Origin of the sequence: Gemella sp. zg-1178 (genome assembly GCF_018790995.1) — a bacterium.
Classification (GTDB): domain Bacteria; phylum Bacillota; class Bacilli; order Staphylococcales; family Gemellaceae; genus Gemelliphila.
The window spans coordinates 1-20,842 of sequence record NZ_JAHKEI010000004.1; the positions used below are offsets into that span (position 1 = coordinate 1).

Sequence of the window (20,842 nt, forward strand, 5' to 3'; positions counted from 1 at the left end):
AAGTCTAGGAGAGCTAGGATTTAATAGGGTCATAAAATAATAAAATAATTATGACCACAAATAAAAATAAGAAGCCAATATATTGGCTTCTTATTTGCTATTTAGGCAAAAATTTTATTAAATTAAAATAAAAATTAAAAAATAAAAGATTTAAAATTTCAAGTTTTATATAATTAAAAATAAAAAAATCATTAATACTATTATAAAAGTTATATATGAATTTAATAAAAAATATAATTATTTTAATTTATTAACTTAGTATATCTAGAATTTATTGTATTAATGTGTTATTATAGTATATAAATATTTATGGAAGGAGCTAGCCTAGATGAATTTAGAATATCCCTATACTTATGAAGATGTTTTTAAAATTTGTAGAGAATATATTCCAGAAAAATATTTAGAAATGATTGACAAGTCTTTTTTGCTGGCTAAAAAAGCTCACGAAGGGCAAAAGAGGAAATCTGGCGAAGATTATATAATGCATCCCATTCAAGTTGCAGGAATATTGGCAGAATTAAAACTTGATTATGCCACTGTTTGTGCTGGATTTTTACACGACGTTGTAGAAGATACAGAGTATACTTTAGAAGATATTAAAGAATTATTTACTGAAGATATTTCTATAATAGTTGACGGAGTTACTAAATTAGATAAGGTGAAATTCACCTCGAAAAAACAATCCCAAGCAGAAAATCACAGAAAATTATTTATGGCAATAGCTAGCGACATAAGGGTTATATTCGTGAAACTTGCCGACAGACTTCACAACATGAGAACTTTAAAGCATATGCGTGAAGAAAAACAAAAAGAAATTTCTAGTGAAACTTTGGAAATCTATGCCCCTTTGGCACACAGACTGGGTATTAGTTCTATAAAATGGGAATTAGAAGATACGTCATTAAGATATTTACATCCTGAACAATACTTTTCAATAGTGGGAATGATGAAACAAAAACGCAGTTTTCGTGTTGAGAGTATAAAGCAAGCCTCTGAAGATATAATGAGAATTTTAGTAGAAAATAATATTGTTGCTGGAGTAAATGGCAGGCCCAAGCATATTTATAGTATTTATAAAAAGATGCAAAAAAATAATAAAAGTTTTGAAGAAATATATGACTTGTTAGCAGTGAGGGTTTTAGTAAATAGTGTTGCAGATTGCTATGCAACTTTGGGACTTGTAAATAATATGTGGCTACCAATTCCTGGCAGGATGAAAGATTATATTGCAATGCCAAAACTTAATATGTATCAATCACTGCATACGACCTTAATTTCTCCTGCTGGACAACCTCTCGAAGTTCAAATTAGAACTTATGAAATGCACGAGATAGCAGAAAAGGGCATTGCCGCCCACTGGACCTATAAAGAGGGTAGAAAAACCAATAAACAAGATGATTTTTATCAAAAATTAAATTGGTTCCAAAAAATTGCAGAAGGGGATGAAACAGAAGCTACTGCAGAAAGTTTTATGGATTCATTAAAAGTGGATTTATTGAGTGATAAGATATATGTATTCACACCAAATAGTGATATCATAGAATTACCAAAGGGTTCTTGTGTAGTAGACTTTGCTTATGCAATTCATACCGAAGTAGGTAATAAGATGGTGGGGGCTACAATAAACGATAAAATTGTACCTTTTGATTATGTTTTATCAACTGGAGAAATCTGTGATGTTAGAACTAGCAAAAATTCATCTGGTCCCAGTAGAGATTGGTTAAATCTAGCCACTTCTTCACAAACAAAATCAAAAATAAAATCCTTTTTTAAAAAGGCTGCAAGAGAAGAAAATCTTGCAAAGGGTGAAATTTTACTAAAAGATGAAATTAAAGCACAAGGCTTTGATATTGATGAAATAATGACTCAAGAAGCTATTGAGTTAGTCTTAAATAAATATAGATTTGCTAACCTAGAAGACCTTTATCGCACAATAGGTTACGGAGCATTAACAGCTAATCAAGTTTTCATGAGGCTAACTGAAAAATTAAGAAAAGAAAAATTAGCCCAAGAAAAATTGGATAAACTCATAAATGCAAGCGAGGATACTAATAAAAAAATAATTACGGATACTGGTGTTTATGTAAAAGGAGTTGACAATATACTAGTTAGATTGTCTAAATGCTGTAAACCTATACCAGGGGATAATATTGTTGGATTTATAACAAAAGGTCGTGGTGTAACTGTTCATAGAGAAGAATGTCCTAATATAGCCAATGAAGATAAAAATAGAATACTCGATGTAGAATGGGTGCAAAGCACACATAAAAGAGATTATGCCGTTAGCTTACATCTACATGGTTTTGATAGAGATTTATTACTTAGTAATGTTTTATTAAAACTTAATGAAAGTAAAATTGCAATAACAAAACTTAATTCAGAATCTAAGCTAGATAAGACTTGCATAATTGACCTTAGTATTCTGATAAAAAATATAGAAGAATGTAATTTTATAATGAAAAAATTACGTCAAATATCTGATATATATAGCGTAGAGAGAATTGTTAAATAGGGGTAGTTATGAAAGTAGTATTACAAAAAGTAAAAAAATCTTCAGTAATAGTTGATGAAAAAATTGTAGGCTCTATAAATAAGGGTTACTGTTTATTAGTAGGAGTACATAAAAATTCTACCGAAGAAGATGCAAAGTATTTAGCAAAAAAAATAGCAGAGGCCAGACTTTTTGAAGATGAAAATGGAAAAATAAATTTAGGAATAAAAGAAGTGAAGGGAGAAATACTATCTATTTCTCAGTTTACCCTATATGCAGACACTAAAAAGGGCAAAAGACCAAGTTTTACTGATGCGGCATGGTCTGAAAAAGCAAATGAATTATATTTAAAATTTAATGAATATTTACGCAAGGAAGAATTGGAAGTACAAACTGGTATTTTTCAGACACACATGGAAGTCAAGATAGTAAATGACGGTCCAGTAACAATAATATTTGAAAAATTATCAAATAATAAGGTATAAGTATGAGAATAAAAAGAAAAAAGAAAATTAGTCTACTTAGCATTTTAATTTTTTCTATGGGAGTATTGCTATTAGGTTCTGCAATTTTATATTATAAATACAATAAAAATATTATAGATAAAAGAAAAATCACCAAAAATCAAATAGCCTTATCTAAAGAAACTGAACTTAGAACAGGGCCAGATGATATTTATCCAGAAATAAAATTATTATTAGCAGGAACAATTTTAGAAAAATATTCTGAAAGTAATGAATGGATAGAAGTAAGAACAGCAGATAATCTAATAGGTTGGGTTGCTGGTTGGAATGTGTCTGGTTCACAAATAAAAAGTCCAGAAGAAAAGATGAAAGAAAAATTAAGTAATTATTCCGTACTATTAAATCCTTTAGTAGTAGATACAGAAAAAGACTATAATTTAGAAACAGCTAATAAATTAAAGGAAGAGTTGGAAAAATTGGGAATAAAAGTCCATATTTCGAGAATGGATAATAATGAGGCAAAAGAAGAAAACAAGCTTAAACTAATTAATGACAATAATATTAGCTTGGTTTTGAATATAAATATTTATAATAATGATCAAGCAAATAGTGGTGTTTCTCTAAATTACGGAAAACAAATATCAAGACTTTTAAGTAAATATATTGAAAAAAATTTGAATAGTAATTATGTTTTAAATGTTAATACGTCAGAAAAAAATGACATCTTAGTAAATCAGTTAAAAGATGAAGTTCCTGAAGTTCTTATTTCAGCTGGGAATTTAAAAAACAAAATTGATTTAGATATTTTAAATAATGAAATTTATAAAAATGATTATGTCATGGCTATAACGAGAGGTGTAGAAGAATATTTATACTATTTAATAAGTGTAGACAATTATAATGAAAAAGTAAGGGAAGAACTTATTAATGCACCTCATCGTGGTATGAATATACCTTTTTATTACTCTAAAAATGATGATGTTAAAGATATAAGTTATGGAACAGATAATAATAAAAAAATATCAGAAAATGGAGATGCTATAATAGCTTTAGCCATGATAGAGCATTACCTAAATCCTTATAGCAGTTTGAGTATAAAAGAAATTGTTGATTGGGCTGGTGATAAATATTATGTTAGCGGTCAAGGAACTTCAGAGAAAATTGTAAAAAATTTCGCTGATAAGTATAATTTAAAAGTAAATGATGTTAGAAAAAATCAATTTAATAAAATAGATGAGGCTCTTAAAGATAATAAACCTGTCTTAATTCAAACAAGAAAAGGTAGCTTTAAATTGGATAGACCAAGTTTTAAAGTTATCAGAGGCTTAGAAGATGGTAAATATTACTTAAACGATCCAGCAGATGATGATATTAAATTAAATACTTATAGAGGGTTTTCTAAAGAAGAAATAGAAAAAGCAACAACACAAATTTGGATAATTTATAAATAAAATAATTGACTAGAGAAACTTAATGTGTTAGAATTGTAATGTTGCAGTAGCACCTTGCTACTACAACCGCACAAAATAAGGTATAAAAGTGCTTAGTCCACCTTATTTGGCGAGTCTTAGTAAAAAATTAAGGAGGTGCAGATATGTACGCAGTTATAGAAACAGGTGGTAAACAATTAAAAGTTGAAGAAGGACAAACTATCTTTGTAGAAAAATTATTCGCAGAAGAAGAGTCTACATTCACTTTTGATAAAGTTTTATTAGTTGGAGGAGAATCAACTAAAATCGGAACACCTTACGTTGATGGTGCAAGAGTAACAGCAAAAGTTCTTGCTCACGGCAAGGGTAAAAAGATTACAGTTTTCAAATACAAAGCTAAGAAAAACAGTCACCGTAAATTAGGTCATCGTCAACCTTTCACTAAATTGGTTGTAGAAAAAATTAAGGCATAATAATGATAAATGTATTAATTGTAAAAAAAGAAGATAGGATACTTGAAATTAGTGTAGATGGACATGCTAATTATGCCAAGCAAGGTTTGGATATTGTTTGTGCGGGAGTATCAGCAGTTGTAATTGGAGGAATAAATGCAATAGATGAATTAGATGATAAAGTAGTTTTTGATGTTTCAGCAAATGAAGACACTGCTGGTTATATCACATATCGGTCTATTAAACCAACCTATGAAGAACAACTTCTTTTAAAATCAATGGTCATATCATTACAAAGTATTGAAGAAAATTATTCAAAATATATAAGTATTGAAACAAGAGAGGTGAAACAGTGATGATGTTAAAATTAAATTTACAATTCTTCGCATCTAAAAAAGGGGTAGGATCTACTAAAAACGGTCGTGACTCTGAATCTAAAAGATTAGGTGCTAAGCGTGCTGATGGACAATTTGTTACTGCTGGTTCTATTCTTTATAGACAACGTGGTACTAAGATATATCCAGGAACTAATGTAGGTAAAGGTGGAGATGACACCCTATTTTCATTAGTTGACGGTGTAGTTCGTTTTGAAAGATATGGACGTAGCCGTAAAAAAGTTTCTGTATATCCACAAGTATAAAATAAAAAACATAAGTTAAAAACTTATGTTTTTTATTTTTGATAAACTAATATAAACTTTAAGATGTTTTTTTCTTAGTAGTTGTAGTTTTTTTAGTTGCTGAATTATTTTTACTTTTATTTTTATTATTAGAAGCATTTTCATCGCTCTTTCTTTGGGTTTCGACAGTTTTTGTTAAGTCGATAGGTAAAAAACTACCATCTTCTATATAATATATTAGTCTGTTGTTTTCAGCTCCATAACCCTTAATATTTAAAACTACATTTTTATATGCAATAGCTTTAACATTTTTCAAAGTAGCTTCTTTATAAGTATTTTGATTAGCTTGTAATTTTATAGCAATTGGTTTAGCTATAAATTTCAAGTCTAAATTATCATTTACCCTATCTACCATTATTAATTTTTCATTAGCCGTTATAAAATATCCTGCATAATCTCCACTAGCTATTTTATACATCATATAACCACCAGGAGAAACAATATAATTAACTTCAAATTCTGTATTTTCAGGAATTATTTGTTTATAATCTGACCAATTAGCAGAATTAAATAAGTGTATTTTAGCAATAGTTTTTATGTTTCTTGCAACATTAAATGAATATGAAGTGTTTTTATATGAGGCTTGTGCTTCAATTTCTTCTTCTAATGCCCTTTCATCTATCCTATCAATAGATGAAGTATTATTCATATTTTCACTTGTGTTATTTTCACCAATTTCAATATTTTTTGTATTATTTTGTATAAGATCATAATCTCCATAATTTTCTTTATTTATACTTGTAATTTTCATAATAAGAAAGATTGAAGACATTAATATTGCTGATAAAAGAATTGAAATAACTGTATCCACTTTAAAATTATTTTTAAAATTTTTTGTATATTCTAATTTTTTATTTTCTTTTTTTAGTATGTATTTTACTATATAAAAATATATTTTATCTAAGGCAACTTTAAATATGTTTTTCTTTTCATCTCGGTATTTTAAGTAAAATATAGAATAGCTGTCTTTTTTTATTTCCTTTTGCATTTCTTTTAAGATGTTCATAAATTCACTTTCAATTTTACATATCTATTTTTGTTTTTTAATTTTATATTATCAGATAGATATATGTAAAATCCTTTCTAAATATAATAATATTATATCATAAAATTATATTTATGATATGTAAAAAACTAAAGGCTTTATTCCTTTAGTTTTTCCAAATTTCTATTTGTCTTATTTGATGGTCAGTTGTAGAGAGAACTTTGAATGTTACATTTTGTATTTCATAGCTTGCACCGATTTTGGCTTCGTATTTTATCATATAAATATAAGCACCTATTGTATCAACTTCTTCATGAGGAATTGCAATGTTAAATAAAGAATTTACGTCTTGAATGGCAACCCAACCGTCCACTAAATAATGACCATTTTTTAATTTTTTTATAAGACTTTGTTCGTCTTCGTCAAATTCATCTCTTATTTCGCCAGTAAGTTCTTCAACAATATCTTCTAGGGTAACAACACCACTTGTTCCGCCGTACTCATCAGTAACAACAATCATGTGTTCACGATTTTGTTTTATTTTTTGTAAAACTTGTGATATTGGAGTATGTTCAAAAACTTTTATTGCTGGACTAATGTATTCTTCTAAATCTTCTGTAATCTCTAACTTACTATCTGTAAATAATAATTTTTTAACATTCAAAATACCTATAATATCATCTTTATCTCCATTTTTAATAACAGGATACCTAGTATATTCTTCTTGTTTAATTTGTCTCATTATTACAGCAAGCGAATCATCTAAATCTATGGCTTCAACTTCTTTTCTTGGTGTCATTATTTCTTTGGCTATTTTATTATCAAATTCAAAAACTCTTTCTACATATCTATATTCGGTGTCATTAATTTTACCGTGGGCTCTTGATGAACGCATTATGGTTCTTAATTCTTGTTCACTATGTATATCGCCGTGTTCACTTAAATTGTCGTAACCAAGTGATTTTGAAATAATATTTGCTAATGAGTTAAGAGACCAGACGACAGGCTTCATTATTTTATTGAATATAAATATTGGTCTGGCTATTCTAAAAGCAGTTTTTTCAGCGGCTTGAATGGCCATAGTTTTTGGGACTAATTCTCCTAAAACAACATGGAGTAAAGTCATAAATGAAAATGAAACGACATAGGATAAAGAATGAGTTATGGTATCGCTTATACTTAACTTTATGAATAAGGGATTAAAGAGAGAAAAAAAAGTAGCTTCCCCGACCCAACCTAATCCTAATGATACTATGGTAATGCCTAATTGAGTGGCAGATAAATAATTATCAAGATTTGCAACCATTTCACTCAATATTTTTGCTTTTTTATTACCTTTGTTGGATAATTCTTCTATTCTAGTAGGTCTTATTTTAACAAGTGAAAATTCTGCCATAACAAAAAGAGCAGAACCTAATAACAATATTACTATTAATAAAATTTTTAATGAGATACTGAGATCCATGTATAATTTACCTTTCAATATATAAATAATTATTAGTAATTGTACTATACTTTTAATAAAAATTCAATTTAATAATTTTCTGCTAAAATTTTGAGTTTTTTGTTACTAAAATTATTATTTAATTAAATTTCTTTACTAATACGAACGTTCGTGTTATATTATTCGTATATTATTCGAACTTTAGGAGGAATATATGAAATTAAAAAGAAGTGAACGTATTGTGGTAATGACTGAATATTTATTAAAAAATCCTAATAAATTAATACCACTTACTTATTTTGTTTCTAAGTTCAATCAAGCAAAATCTTCAATAAGCGAAGATATATTTATTATAAAAACGAGTTTTAAAGAAGAAAATATTGGTATAATTAATACCTTACCTGGTGTTAATGGTGGAGTTATCTTTCAGCCAATACTTAGTGAAGAAGCAGCTAAAGAGGTTGTTTCAGATTTCTTAGAAAGACTTAAGTCTAGTGATAGATTATTAGCTGGGGGCTATATTTTTATGTCTGACATAATAGGGGATACTAGCTTAATGAATAGGCTAGGTATTTTAATATCGAATATTTATCAAGATAGGAAAATTGACGCAGTAGTAACAGTAGCATCAAAAGGAATACCCGTTGCTTACGCCATAGCCTCGGTATTAAATAAACCAGTTGTAATTATTAGAGAAGATAATAAGGTTACAGAAGGAACTACTGTTGCAATTAATTTTGTTTCAGGTTCAAGAAGAAAAATAGAAACAATGGTGCTTTCTAAGAAGAGTTTAGCATCAGGTTCTAAAGTTCTTTTAGTAGATGATTTTTTAAGAGGAGGAGGCGTTATGAACGGTATGCAAACTCTTATGAGAGAATTTGATGCTGAAGTAGTAGGTAAGGCAGTTCTAGCTGAATGCTTTGACTCTGATAATGATTTTGATAAAAATTATACTTATTTAGCCAAGTTAACTAATATAAATGAAGTTACGGGAGAATTTGATATAAAAGAAGGAAATGCTTTAAAACAATTATTAAAAAATAAATTTAAGGAAGATAAGGAGGAAAAAAATGACTAGTCGTTATGTTGTTATATTAGCTGCTGGAAAAGGAACAAGAATGCAGTCAAAATTATATAAGGTATTGCACAAGGTTTGTGATAGGACTATGGTGGAGTTGGTTTTAGATAGTGTTAAAAATTTAGGTATGAAAGAAATTATTACCGTAGTTGGACATGGGGCAGAGCAAGTGAAAAGTGTAGTGGGAGATAGAAGTAAGTTTGTTTTACAATCCGAACAACTAGGCACAGCTCATGCAGTAAAAATGGCAAGGTCAGAACTTGCAGATAAAGAAGGAACAACTATTGTTATGTATGGTGATACACCACTAATAAAATCATCAACAGTAGATGCAATGTTAAATCATCATGAATTAACTCAAGCTAAAGCAACAGTTCTTACAGCATACGCAGAAAATCCTTACTCTTACGGAAGAATTATAAGAGATGTAAATGCAAATTTAGTAAAAATTGTAGAAGAAAAAGATGCGACAGCTGAAGAGAAAAAAATTAAAGAAATAAATTCAGGAATATACTGTTTTGACAATAAATTATTATTTGAAATGCTTGATTTAGTAAAAAATAATAACAATCAAGGAGAATATTATCTTCCTGATGTTTTATCACTACTTAGAGAAAAAAATGAAAAAATAGAAACTTATGTGTGTGATGATTTTGATGAAACTTTTGGAGTTAATGACAGGGTAGCATTAGCTTATGCAGAAAATATTATGAGAGGTAGAATAAATAATGAACATATGCTAAAAGGAGTTACATTAGTAGATCCGTCATCAACATATATTGCACCTAATGTTTTAATAGGGAAAGACACAACTATATATCCAAATGTTACTATAAAATCTAATACTATAATTGGTGAAGATTGTAAGATAAAACCAAATTCTTATTTAGAAAATGCAATTATAGAAGATGGAGTAGATATATTGCAATCAACTATAATAAATTCAAAAGTTGGAAAAAATTCTAGTATAGGTCCTTATGCACATTTAAGAAATAATTCTGAAGTAGGAGAGAATAGTCGTATAGGGAATTTTGTAGAAATTAAGAATTCTACTTATGGTAAAAATTCTAAAACAGCTCACTTGAGTTATATAGGAGATGCTACAATAGGAAATAATACTAACATAGGCTGTGGAACTATAACTGTGAATTATGATGGACAAAATAAATACAAAACATCTATTGGCAATGATACTTTTATAGGTTGTAATTCCAATCTTATAGCACCTCTTTCCATAGGAAATGGTGTGGTCGTTGCCGCGGGTACTACGGTAACTAAAGATATAAAAGATGATACACTAGCTATTGCAAGAGTAAAACAAGAAAATAAAGAAGGTTATGCTAAAAAATTGCCATCAAGGCGAACAGTTGAAAAATAAGCTTTAAAACAATTATATAACAGATTATAAAACAGTTGTAATTATTATTGAAAAGTTTTATAATATATAGTAATACAGATTTATAATGAAACAGTTTTAGGAGTGATTAATATGAAATCAAAACATCAGAAAATTTTAGAGTATATAAAATCTTTGCCTATTGGTTCAAAAATATCTGTCCGTAAAGTAGCTAAAGATTTAAGAGTAAGTGAAGGAACAGCTTATAGGGCTATAAAAGAATCAGAAAATAGAGGCTTTGTGTCATCTATTGAAAGAGTAGGGACAGTTAGAATCCAGAAGAAAGAAAGAGATAATATAGAAAAACTTTCTTATTCTGAAATTGTTAATATTGTAGGGGGTCAACTTATAGCAGGACGTGGCGGAGTACATGAAATAGTTCAAGATTTTGCAATAGGAGCAATGGATGCTGAACAAATAGGCCAACATATAAGAAAAGGTACTTTATTAATAGTGGGTAATCGACCAAATATAATTTCTATGGCATTATCAAAAGATTGTGCTATTTTGGTTGCAGGTGGTTATATGCCTAGCGAAGAAATTAAAAAAGTAGCAGACATAAAAAATCTTCCTTTGATAGTTACACCTCATGACTCATTTTCAGTAGCACATTTGATAAATCGTGTAACTAATGACCAAATTATTAAGAGAGATATTGTTACTGTTGAAAGTATCTATATACCAAGAGAAAATATATATACAATTGATATATCAGCAACAGTAAAAGATTGGTATGAATTACAATTAAGAGTTGGTCATACGAGATTTCCAGTAGTAAATGAATATGGGAAACTTGTTGGTATAGTAACGGCTCGTGATGTTTTTTTACAAAAAAAAGAAGCAAGTATGCGTGATGTTATGGAAAGGGATGTTATGACAACAAAACTTGACGCTCCTGTATCCTCTGTAGGCAATACTATGCTGTCTGAAGGATTTGAATTAATGCCCGTAACTGATGACAAGAATACTTTATTAGGAATAGTTACTAGAAAAATAGTTATAAATTCAATGTTAGCTAATAATAGGTATCAAGAATCGCAAAATAGCGATACATTTGATGAAATTATAAGAAAAGGAATAGTTCCTAGAGCAGAAGGTTTGCAAATAAAGGTAATTCCTCAAATGTTAGATCAGTTTGGTACATTTTCACGTTCAGCTTTACTAAGCATAATTGATGAATCAATACATATAGTTAGCCATAATTACAATAAGAGTGAAGTTCTTATGCAGAATGTAAATGTTTATTTTTTAAAAACAGTTCCTTTAGATAGGATAATAACTACTAAGGTTATGATTATGGATATTGGAAGAAAATCAGCTAGGTTTGATGTTGAAGTTTATGATAAAAATGATTTGGTTACAAAAGCCTTGGTAACTTGTCAAGTGTTCCGAAGAAACTAAATAGAGAAAGAAAACAATGATAAAAGAAAATGTAGAATTATATGAAGAAATTTATCAAAAAATAAAATTAAATGATAAAATTATTATTCATAGACACGAAAGACCAGACCCAGACGCATACGGCTCACAAGGAGGATTAGCAGAAATTATAAAAGCTAATTTCCCCGAAAAAAAAGTTTTTTTAGTAGGAAAAGAATCTCCCTCGCTATCTTTTCTATTTCCAACAGAAGAATTGGTAGAAGATGATTACAAAGAAGCTTTGGTAATTATTACTGATACTGCAAATTTTCCTAGGATAGACGGTAAATTATTTACTAGAGAAAATTTCCTTATAAAAATCGACCATCATCCTCCTAAAGATAATTATGCGAACATTAATTTAGTTGACACGACTGTATCATCTTGTAGTGAGTTAATTTATGATTTTTATTGCTATCTAAATGAAAAATATAATTTTATCATTACTGATAAGGCAGCTGAATTATTATACGTAGGTATAGTAGGTGATACTGGAAGATTTTTGTTTCCTAACACAACTTCAAATACCTTGCTTATTGCGTCTGAATTAATTAAGCATAATTTTGATATGTCAAAAGTTATTGATTTTCTTGATACAACATCAGAAAAAATGATGAGGTTCAGAGCCTTCATATTTAAAAATTATTCAGTTTATAATGATGGAGTTGCTTATTTAAAAATTACTAAAAAAGATATGGAAAAATACAAGATAGAGGCTGGTGAAGTTTCTAGTGGAGTTAATTTATTAAGAACACTTGATGGTTTGTTGGCTTGGTGTTTTGCCATAGATGAAGGTAATAAAATAAGAATTAGATTACGTTCCAAAGGGCCTGTAATAAATAATTTAGCAGAAAAATATAACGGTGGAGGTCATCCTCTAGCTAGTGGGGCTACGGTAAAAAATTGGGACGAATTTGATGACTTGTTAGATGATTTAGAAAAAGTTGTAAAAGAATATAAAAATAATAAATGATTAAATACTAGATAGTTTTTCTTAAAAATAATATAATTGTTAAGAGAAATTATTTAGTATTTTTATTTTAGGAGATTTAAAATTGAATTTAGAATTTTTAGTTTCACCTAGTGGACTTGGAAAAACATCTTATATATTAGATGATATAGAAAAAAATAAAAAAAACAATAAAATAATTGTTTTAACTCCGGAACAAAATGGTTACAATTTTGAAAAATTGCTTTGTGATAGATTTAAGGGTACTTTCAATATAGATGTAATGAATTTTAATTCTATGGCAAAAAATTTTGCAAAAAAATTGAATATAGATAATAAAATATTGGAAGAGGAAGCAAGATTATTTTATTATCTTGATATAGCAGAGAGATTAAAAAATAGTAATAATTTTTTAATCTCTAGAATACTACAAGATGTTAATTTTATTTCTGTTGTTGATAATATTATTTCTGAATTTAAAGAATATAATATTAGTTTAGAAATGTTGGAAAATCATTATAATAATTCTCTTGACGCTAATCACAAAGAAAAAATTTTTGCTATACTAGAAATATATAGAGAATACTTGTTATTTTTAGATAGGGATAAAAAATATGATAAGTTTGATTTTTTCAAAATTATAACTTTTTATATGGATTATTTGGATTTATCTGATTACATATTTTATATTGATGCTTACTATAATTTTTCTTCTATGCACTATGCTTTTATTGAAAAATTATTACAAAAATCTAAAAAAGTTACTATTTCATTAATATCGGATATTGACAGATATACTAATTTTAAAGTTGAACACTTGATTGAAGAGTATAATATTGAAAATTTAGAATACAATTTACTAACATTAGAGGATTTAAATAATAATTTTAAGTATAGTTTGGATATTTTTAGAAAATCTCATGAAGTAGTAGCCTATATTAATGATATTATTAAAAGAAATAAAATATTATCTTTTAATTTGCTAGCTATTCATCAATATAAAGAAAATAATTATACTATAAAATTCAATGTGGAAAATAATAAGATACTAGATTTTAATATTATAAATGTTCATGCTAATAGGTATAAAAATAACAGCTTAAATTATTTAGTGGCAGAGTATCCTAAAGTATCTAAATCTTATAAGTTTGAAACTGATGAGTTTTTAAAAATTTACGAGGCAGAAAATATAGAATTAGAAGTTAAGCAAGTAGCGAGAAATATATGTAACTTAAAAAAAGAAAATAATATGAATGATAGAGATTTTGTAATTCTTTATCGTGATGATAGTTATGAAGATTTTATTAATATTTTTAATGATTATGGCATAAAAATTCATTTAGATAAAGACTTAGATGTTGCTAACCATAGATTAATAAAATTAATATTTAATATTTTTAATTATAGAGATGAAGATTTTACAACTTCAATTTTAAATATTTTAAAAACTCAACTTACAAATTTTGAAAATATATATAAAGAGTTATTATTGAAATATATTATTTTTAATGATATTAAAGTGCCAGATAAAGACTTAAAAGAATATATTAAAAATAATGATATTCCTAGTTTAGAAAATTGTAGAATAATTAATATTTTAGATGTAGAAAATATTTTAAAGATGAAACTTGTAAAAAAATATGACGACTTACATTCGGAATATTATTTATTAGAGTCTAAAAATAGTAAATATAAAACTTTTGAGTTAGAAATTGTAAAAGAAATTTTAGAAACAATAGTAGTTAAAATAAAAAAAGTTATATTATCGAAAAAAGTAAAAAATTATATATCTAACCTGGATGAATTACTGAATTATTTTGATATAAAAATGTTATTGAATAGATATTTAGAACATTATGATAGTGTAGATGACTTACAACAAGAAAGCATTGATAGACAAGTTTACACTAAATTTTTAAATATATTAGAAAGTATTAATAAAAATGTAGGAAGCAAAACTATAGATTATAATGATTTTAAAGAATTATTATTTTTAGCAATTAACAAAATAAAATATAGAAATATTCCTGAAATTTTAAATTCGGTAATTATGGCAAAAATGGATTTGGCAAAGGTAGAAAATAAAAAAATTGCCTTTATTATAGGTTTTAATAAGGATATTTTACCAAAAACCAAGGCTAGTGAAAGTATATTAGATGATAGTGATAAGGATAAACTATTTAATTCAAGGCTAATAATTTCTCCTACAAATAAAAGTATGATTATTGATGAAGAATTTGTTAGTTATATTTCACTTAGTAGAGTAAGTGATAAAATTTTTATAAGTTATACGAAGTTAAGTAATGATTTTAAGGAAACATCATCTTCAATATACTTAAATACAATAAAAAATATTTTTCCAAGTTTAAAAATTAATAAAGTAGACGATATTTTAAGATATAAAATTAAAAATTTAGATTATTATACGAATAATTTGGATAAAATTTATTCTTATAAAGAAGCAAATTATTTATTTATGAAATTTATTCAATCTTATAAAAGTTTAATTAGTACTAATTCCAAAGAAAATAGCCAAATAATTAAAAAATTGATGTTCTTAATAAATACATATAATAAAATTTTAAATAATAATTTATTAAGTAATAAAGTAGATAATGTAGGATTAAATATAGAATTAACAGATGAGTTATTTTATAAGGATATTAACAATAATATTTTTTATAATAATGAATTATTAGATATAAATAAATTTTTTATTTCTGATGAACTAAGAGAAACTTTTATCAAAAGTAAAGATAATTTTAATGAGTATAGCTCTTCTAAAATATCAGAATATGTAAATAACCCCTATAAATTTTTCTTTAGAAGAATATTAGGTGTTAGTGATGTTGAAAATTATGATATTAATTTCTTAAATACTGGTAGTTTTTTTCATGCAATTATGGATAATAAAGTTGTAAAAAATTATATTTTAGAAAAGTCAGAATTAATTTCTAGCTTGTATGAAGAAGATGAGTATAGCATAGAAATTGCTAAATTAAATATAAGAGAAATGCTAATTAACGAAATAAACAATAGTAATAATAAAAGTATAAGGGATTATCTTATACTGATATCATCTTTAAAAACTAATAATTATATTATGGAAAAAATTATTACTAGGTTGACTCTTGCTATTGAAATTGAGATAAACTATATGGCAATTTCTAAATTCAAATTTTATGATACAGAAAAAAAATTTAAATTGGAATTTTCTAAGGATAGTGTAATTTATAAACAAGGTAAAGAAGTTATAGAAAAAACTTTACCTAGACAATATAATATTCCCAATATTGTATTTAAAGGAACAATAGATAGAATTGATTTTAAAGGTGATAATTATTTAATAATTGATTATAAGAGTAGTAAAAATGATTTTGACTTAAATAAATTCTATAATGGGGAAATATCTCAAATACTTTGTTATATTTTAGCCTTACAATTAATATTAAATAAAAAAACAGAAAATATTTTTGGGGCATTTTATAGAGAAATTTATAACGGAAAAGAGAAAAAAGAGTATAGACTAAGAGGTTTAGTAAATAAAGACTTGTTTCTTCAAGAAGATTATAGTAATTTAATATTTACAAGAGTAACAAAAAGAGGAGATATTAATGCCGCTGATGCTCATAAGGCATATAATAGTAATGAAATGGAAAAATTAATAGCTATAAATATTGATAATTTATTAAGTATTGTAGAAAAAATATATAATTTTGATTTTCAAATAGATGATGAATTAAGGAGTTTATATAATTTTGCAAATGCATATAGTAAACCACTAGAAAAAAATTATGAAAATATAAGTAAAAAAGATTTAAGAAAATTAATTTTAAAAAAATTATAACTTGATAAAGAATAAATATATAATTGACGCTAGAATATATATTTGTTATAATTGAAAAGTAAAAAATTTAAAGGAGAAATATATTGAAAAAGATAATAGCAATAGTAGCAGGTCTTGTTTCAATGGTTACTCTTACTGGATGTTCTGCTCAGGATAGAAGCGGTTGGTTTTACGATGGATTTGTAGAACCTATGGATAAATTTTTAAAATTTATTTATGACATAGTGGGTAGCTGGGGACTTGCGATAGTAATAATAACACTTATTTTAAGATTAGTAATAATGCCTTTTATGCTTAATAATTATAAAAAGCAAAGAGAATCTAAAATAGGGATGGAAAAAGCTAAACCTGAATTATCTGTAGTTCAAGAAAAATTAGAGGAATTAAAAAAAGAAGCGGTTAGGGCTATTAGTAAAGAAGATAAAATAAGAATAAGAACAGCTCAAATGGATTTGCAACGTGAGCAAATGGCAATAATGAAAAAATACAATGCCAATCCAATAAGTGTGGGGGGCTGTTTGCCTATTTTAATCCAAGCACCTTTTTTGACAGGTATATACTTTACTTTATTAAATCCAGCACATTCTGCTGGAATTGTTGATTCTACTTTTTTAGGTGTTTTCAGTTTAGGGACTAGGTCTTATGTATTACCAGTTATAGCCTTCATAGTTTATGCTTATCAAACACATTTGACTATGAAGTTAATGCCGCAAACTAATGTTCAACCAGGACAAGAAGCTATGGCTGAGCAAATGAAAATGATTCAGTGGTTAACACCAGTAATGATTTCAGTTATTTCATTTACGGTTGCAGGAGCTGTCGGAGTTTATTATATAGTTGGGGGATTATTTATGATAGTTCAAACTTTTATAGGTTATAAACTTTACCCACCTTATAAGGCTCCAAAAACAAAAGAAAATTTTGATTCTAACAAAGTAACTTTAGTTTCAAACAAAAAAAGAAAAAAATAAAAATTTAAAATATTTATTCTATACAATAAATGTTTAGGCTAAATATTTATTGTAAATTTTTTCTTTATATTATTTAAAAAATTTTTTAAAATAAATTATAAAAATAATATTTAATTGCATAATTAGAAAATTAATTATATAATATTAGTATTATTAATAAATGAGGAAACTTAATATGATATATATAGATACAAAAAGTAATGACCCTAAGTTTAACACAGCAGTAGAATTTTACGCTTTTAATGAGTTGGCTAAAAAAGATGATGTTTTCATTCTTTGGATTAATAAACCTTGTATAGTTGTAGGTAAAAATCAAAACACTACGGAAGAAATTAATCAAAAATATTGTGATGAAAAAGGAATTGAAATAGTAAGACGAGTTAGCGGTGGTGGAGCAGTCTACCACGATTTGAATAACTTGAATTATACTATAATTTCAAATGGTAGAAGTGGAGAAGCATTTGATTTCAAAAGTTTTTCTCAACCTGTAATTGATGCCTTGGCAACTCTAGGTGTTTCTGCAAGTTTTACGGGTAGAAATGATTTGGAAATAGATGGAAGAAAATTCTGTGGTAATGCCCAATATGTTAGAAATGGAAGAATAATGCATCACGGTTGTTTGATGTTTGATGTAGATACAAGTGTTTTATCAGAAGCTTTAAAAGTTTCAAAAGATAAAATAGAATCAAAAGGAATTAAATCTGTTAGTTCAAGGGTTACTAACATTAAAGAATATGTTCCTAATGAAGAAATGACTGTTCAAGATTTTAAAGAATCACTTAGACTTCACATGGAAGAAAAATTTGGCATGACAAGCTATGTTTTATCAGAAGAAGAATTAACAGAAATTAAAAAAATTCAAACAGAAAAAAATGATTCTTGGGATTGGGTATACGGAAAAAATCCAGAATTTAATATTAAGAGAAATAGAAGATTATCAACTGGAAAAATAGAAGCAAATATTCAAGTGGATAATGGTCATATAACTAATGTTAAATTCTTTGGAGATTTCTTTGGAGTTATGGATGTAGAGGATATATCTAAAAAATTAGAAGGTGTGAGATATAGTAAAAAAGATATTTCAGAAGTGTTGGAAAAAGAAGACATAAACTCATATTTCCTAGGTGCAAAATTAGAAGAAGTTGTAGATATAATAGTAGATTAACAAATATCTCAATAAGGTATAAATTATGAAATTGGAGGTGATGTAATTGAAATTAAATATTAATTTTAAAAAAATATTTTTACTATGTTTATTAATATTAGGCTTAGTCATAACGGGATGTAGTAAAAAAGAAAATATTAAAGAAAATATTTCTAATAAAGTTGAAGCCGCAGAAAGTTCATATAAAGTAAGTGAAGAAGAAAAAACTTATCTAAAAGAAAGATTTGATAACTTATTAAGTATCAATAAAGAAACGATAGGATATATATATGCTCCAAATACTAATTTAGATGAACCCATAGTTCAAACTAATGATAATTATACATATTTAGTTAAAACTTTTGAAGGAAATGATGTCCCACTTTTAGGTGCTGTTTTTATGGATATGGATAATAATAAAAATTTTTCAGATAAATTAACATGGTTATTTGCTCACGCCAGAGGAAGTCAAGCACCAGATAAAAGAATGTTTAATGATGTTAATTATTACGACAAACAAGATTTTTTTGATGAACATCCTTATGTAGTAATAGAAACTCCTCAAAGAAAATATTATTATGAAGTAGCATTCTTAATAATAGTACCAGAAACTACGGCTTTTTATAGAACTACTTTTGAAAGTGATGCAGATTTTGCAAATCAATTAACAGCAGTTAGCAAAGATGCCACTACAAAAAATCCTAATATAAAAATTGATTCTAAAGATAGGTATTTAGTATTATCTACTTGTCGTGAAGAAGATGAAATAATAAGATCTAATTTATACCTGCGTCAAATTCCAGATGATGAATTGCCAAATTTTTTAGAAAAAAATGCAGAGAAATTATCTTATGTTAAAACTAGATAAATAATTAAAAAATCGACGAGAAGTATCTTGTCGATTTTTATAAATTTTTAAAAATAGTATTGACAATAAAATTAAATTTTATTATAATAAAAAAATAAAATGAATAAATGATATGCGGGTGTAGTTTAGTGGTAAAACCTCAGTCTTCCAAACTGATGTTGTGAGTTCGATTCTCATCACCCGCTCCATTTTTTTATTTAGGAGGAATATTTAAGTCTGCCTGGAGGTATTCATCTTGAAAACCAATAGGAGTATAAAAGATCGCAGGGAGCAAATTTCCCTTACTCCTACATTTATCCACAGTAGCTCAGTTGGTAGTAGCATCTGACTGTTAATCAGAGGGTCGCAGGTTCGAGTCCTGCCTGTGGAGTATTAAGGTTGATACATTTCTTGTATCAACTTTTTTTATTCTATAAATTTGCTAAGTAAATATTTTTATAGTATAATTGAACATATTATATTTAATATAGGAGATATATTGATGATGCAGAATAAATTGGGAAATATAGAAATAAAACCACAGGCTTTAGCTGTAATAGTAAGCATATCGACATCTGAAGTTGAAGGAGTTTCTAAACTTGTGGGTAATTTTAAAAATAATACTTTAGAAAAAATGGGCAAAAAAGAATATTCAAAAGGTGTAAAACTTTCTTTTGATGATAAGGAACTTAATGTAGAAATTTCTTGCAAATTAAAATCTGGTTATCCTGTTTCTCAGGTAGCAGGAAAAATACAATATAATGTTAGAAATACTTTATTTAATATGACAGAAATTAAGGCTAAAAATGTTAATGTAAATATTGTTGGTATAGACTACTAGGAGAATAATATGAAAACTAGGCATAAATTACGTGAGATTGTATTTAAAATATTATTTCAGTTAGATAATACATATTTAAATATTGATGAAATTTTATATTTTGAAACTGAAGATATAAAAAATAATTCTTATATAATAACTACATTAGCAGAAATAATAAATAAAAAAGAAAGTATTGATAAAATTATTTCTGAAAATTTAAAAGGTTGGACTATTAAAAGATTGTCCAAGATGGATAGACAAATATTGAGAATAGCTATTTACGAAATACTTTATAGTGATATACCTTACAAGGTATCAATTAATGAAGCAGTTGAACTTTCAAAAAAATATAGTGAAAGTGATGATAGTTATAAATTTGTTAATGGTGTTTTAAAAGGCTTTGTAGAGAAAGAAGAACAATAA

18 protein-coding genes, 2 tRNA genes and 1 other annotated feature are annotated in these 20,842 nt (G+C 26.7%); of the genes, 18 read left to right on the plus strand and 2 right to left on the minus strand.

Annotated features, from left to right (window positions below; genetic code table 11):
* The first annotated feature begins 328 nt into the window (after positions 1-328).
* From KMP12_RS01250 to rpmA, 6 genes are all read left to right on the plus strand, one after another.
* Complete coding sequence (locus tag KMP12_RS01250) at positions 329-2,512, plus strand: RelA/SpoT family protein (protein WP_215755931.1); 2,184 nt, start codon at positions 329-331, stop codon at positions 2,510-2,512.
* A gap of 8 nt (positions 2,513-2,520) precedes the next feature.
* A complete protein-coding gene (gene dtd, locus KMP12_RS01255; protein WP_215755932.1) occupies positions 2,521-2,976 on the plus strand; it encodes a D-aminoacyl-tRNA deacylase in 456 nt (151 codons plus the stop codon).
* A gap of 2 nt (positions 2,977-2,978) precedes the next feature.
* The gene (locus KMP12_RS01260) at positions 2,979-4,406 is read left to right on the plus strand and encodes an N-acetylmuramoyl-L-alanine amidase (protein WP_215755933.1); all 1,428 of its coding nucleotides are present in this window, start codon (positions 2,979-2,981) and stop codon (positions 4,404-4,406) included.
* A gap of 54 nt (positions 4,407-4,460) precedes the next feature.
* Positions 4,461-4,533: a sequence feature (ribosomal protein L21 leader region), on the plus strand.
* Between the two features lie 16 nt (positions 4,534-4,549).
* The gene (rplU, locus tag KMP12_RS01265) at positions 4,550-4,858 is read left to right on the plus strand and encodes a 50S ribosomal protein L21 (protein ID WP_215755934.1); all 309 of its coding nucleotides are present in this window, start codon (positions 4,550-4,552) and stop codon (positions 4,856-4,858) included.
* Between the two features lie 2 nt (positions 4,859-4,860).
* Complete coding sequence (locus KMP12_RS01270) at positions 4,861-5,193, plus strand: ribosomal-processing cysteine protease Prp (RefSeq protein ID WP_215755935.1); 333 nt, start codon at positions 4,861-4,863, stop codon at positions 5,191-5,193.
* Between the two features lie 2 nt (positions 5,194-5,195).
* Positions 5,196-5,477, plus strand: a complete 282-nt coding sequence (gene rpmA / locus KMP12_RS01275) for a 50S ribosomal protein L27 (RefSeq protein ID WP_215756028.1) — start codon at positions 5,196-5,198, stop codon at positions 5,475-5,477.
* A gap of 58 nt (positions 5,478-5,535) precedes the next feature.
* Here rpmA and KMP12_RS01280 read toward each other — a convergent pair whose 3' ends face one another.
* Positions 5,536-6,522 carry a hypothetical protein gene (locus tag KMP12_RS01280; RefSeq protein WP_215755936.1) on the minus strand — a complete coding sequence of 329 codons (987 nt, stop codon included), beginning with the start codon at positions 6,520-6,522 and terminating at the stop codon, positions 5,536-5,538.
* Positions 6,523-6,667: 145 nt separating this feature from the next.
* Positions 6,668-7,966: a hemolysin family protein gene (locus KMP12_RS01285; RefSeq protein ID WP_215755937.1), complete on the minus strand. Its 1,299-nt coding sequence runs from the start codon at positions 7,964-7,966 to the stop codon at positions 6,668-6,670.
* Between the two features lie 193 nt (positions 7,967-8,159).
* On the opposite strand from KMP12_RS01285, the gene purR reads away from it, so the two are divergent.
* From purR to nusB, 12 genes are all read left to right on the plus strand, one after another.
* Positions 8,160-9,023, plus strand: coding sequence for a pur operon repressor (gene purR / locus KMP12_RS01290; protein WP_215755938.1), 864 nt, complete (start codon positions 8,160-8,162; stop codon positions 9,021-9,023).
* Positions 9,016-10,401: a bifunctional UDP-N-acetylglucosamine diphosphorylase/glucosamine-1-phosphate N-acetyltransferase GlmU gene (glmU, locus tag KMP12_RS01295; protein WP_215755939.1), complete on the plus strand. Its 1,386-nt coding sequence runs from the start codon at positions 9,016-9,018 to the stop codon at positions 10,399-10,401. The genes purR and glmU overlap by 8 nt, the downstream gene beginning before the upstream one ends.
* Positions 10,402-10,512: 111 nt before the next feature.
* Complete coding sequence (locus KMP12_RS01300; RefSeq protein ID WP_215755940.1) at positions 10,513-11,820, plus strand: DRTGG domain-containing protein; 1,308 nt, start codon at positions 10,513-10,515, stop codon at positions 11,818-11,820.
* A 16-nt stretch (positions 11,821-11,836) separates the two neighbouring features.
* Positions 11,837-12,811 (plus strand): DHH family phosphoesterase, encoded by a 975-nt coding sequence (locus KMP12_RS01305; protein ID WP_215755941.1) that lies wholly within the window; start codon positions 11,837-11,839, stop codon positions 12,809-12,811.
* Positions 12,812-12,893: 82 nt separating this feature from the next.
* Positions 12,894-16,634, plus strand: a complete 3,741-nt coding sequence (locus KMP12_RS01310; protein WP_215755942.1) for a PD-(D/E)XK nuclease family protein — start codon at positions 12,894-12,896, stop codon at positions 16,632-16,634.
* Between the two features lie 83 nt (positions 16,635-16,717).
* Positions 16,718-17,605: a YidC/Oxa1 family membrane protein insertase gene (locus KMP12_RS01315; RefSeq protein WP_252344652.1), complete on the plus strand. Its 888-nt coding sequence runs from the start codon at positions 16,718-16,720 to the stop codon at positions 17,603-17,605.
* A gap of 175 nt (positions 17,606-17,780) precedes the next feature.
* Positions 17,781-18,770, plus strand: coding sequence for a lipoate--protein ligase (lplA, locus tag KMP12_RS01320; protein WP_215755943.1), 990 nt, complete (start codon positions 17,781-17,783; stop codon positions 18,768-18,770).
* A gap of 46 nt (positions 18,771-18,816) precedes the next feature.
* Positions 18,817-19,617 (plus strand): class B sortase, LPKTxAVK-specific, encoded by an 801-nt coding sequence (srtB, locus tag KMP12_RS01325; RefSeq protein WP_215755944.1) that lies wholly within the window; start codon positions 18,817-18,819, stop codon positions 19,615-19,617.
* 114 nt (positions 19,618-19,731) lie between these two features.
* Positions 19,732-19,805 (plus strand) — tRNA-Gly (locus tag KMP12_RS01330).
* A 108-nt stretch (positions 19,806-19,913) separates the two neighbouring features.
* Positions 19,914-19,987: transfer RNA gene (locus KMP12_RS01335), tRNA-Asn, on the plus strand.
* A gap of 111 nt (positions 19,988-20,098) precedes the next feature.
* Entirely contained in the window at positions 20,099-20,437 is a 339-nt protein-coding gene (locus KMP12_RS01340) for an Asp23/Gls24 family envelope stress response protein (protein ID WP_215755945.1), read from the plus strand.
* Between the two features lie 9 nt (positions 20,438-20,446).
* On the plus strand, positions 20,447-20,842 hold the full coding sequence (gene nusB / locus KMP12_RS01345; protein WP_215755946.1) for a transcription antitermination factor NusB: 396 nt from the start codon (positions 20,447-20,449) through the stop codon (positions 20,840-20,842).

Excerpts from the sequence above, each read along its gene's own strand:
- glmU (WP_215755939.1), top strand. The coding sequence starts at position 9,016 with ATGACTAGTCGTTATGTTGTTATATTAGCTGCTGGAAAAGGAACAAGA.
- KMP12_RS01260 (WP_215755933.1), top strand. The coding sequence starts at position 2,979 with ATGAGAATAAAAAGAAAAAAGAAAATTAGTCTACTTAGCATTTTAATT.
- dtd (WP_215755932.1), top strand. The coding sequence starts at position 2,521 with ATGAAAGTAGTATTACAAAAAGTAAAAAAATCTTCAGTAATAGTTGAT.
- KMP12_RS01300 (WP_215755940.1), top strand. The coding sequence starts at position 10,513 with ATGAAATCAAAACATCAGAAAATTTTAGAGTATATAAAATCTTTGCCT.
- KMP12_RS01250 (WP_215755931.1), top strand. The coding sequence starts at position 329 with ATGAATTTAGAATATCCCTATACTTATGAAGATGTTTTTAAAATTTGT.
- KMP12_RS01340 (WP_215755945.1), top strand. The coding sequence starts at position 20,099 with ATGATGCAGAATAAATTGGGAAATATAGAAATAAAACCACAGGCTTTA.
- KMP12_RS01280 (WP_215755936.1), bottom strand. The coding sequence starts at position 6,522 with ATGAACATCTTAAAAGAAATGCAAAAGGAAATAAAAAAAGACAGCTAT.
- rpmA (WP_215756028.1), top strand. The coding sequence starts at position 5,196 with ATGTTAAAATTAAATTTACAATTCTTCGCATCTAAAAAAGGGGTAGGA.
- nusB (WP_215755946.1), top strand. The coding sequence starts at position 20,447 with ATGAAAACTAGGCATAAATTACGTGAGATTGTATTTAAAATATTATTT.
- purR (WP_215755938.1), top strand. The coding sequence starts at position 8,160 with ATGAAATTAAAAAGAAGTGAACGTATTGTGGTAATGACTGAATATTTA.
- lplA (WP_215755943.1), top strand. The coding sequence starts at position 17,781 with ATGATATATATAGATACAAAAAGTAATGACCCTAAGTTTAACACAGCA.
- KMP12_RS01270 (WP_215755935.1), top strand. The coding sequence starts at position 4,861 with ATGATAAATGTATTAATTGTAAAAAAAGAAGATAGGATACTTGAAATT.
- rplU (WP_215755934.1), top strand. The coding sequence starts at position 4,550 with ATGTACGCAGTTATAGAAACAGGTGGTAAACAATTAAAAGTTGAAGAA.
- KMP12_RS01305 (WP_215755941.1), top strand. The coding sequence starts at position 11,837 with ATGATAAAAGAAAATGTAGAATTATATGAAGAAATTTATCAAAAAATA.
- KMP12_RS01285 (WP_215755937.1), bottom strand. The coding sequence starts at position 7,966 with ATGGATCTCAGTATCTCATTAAAAATTTTATTAATAGTAATATTGTTA.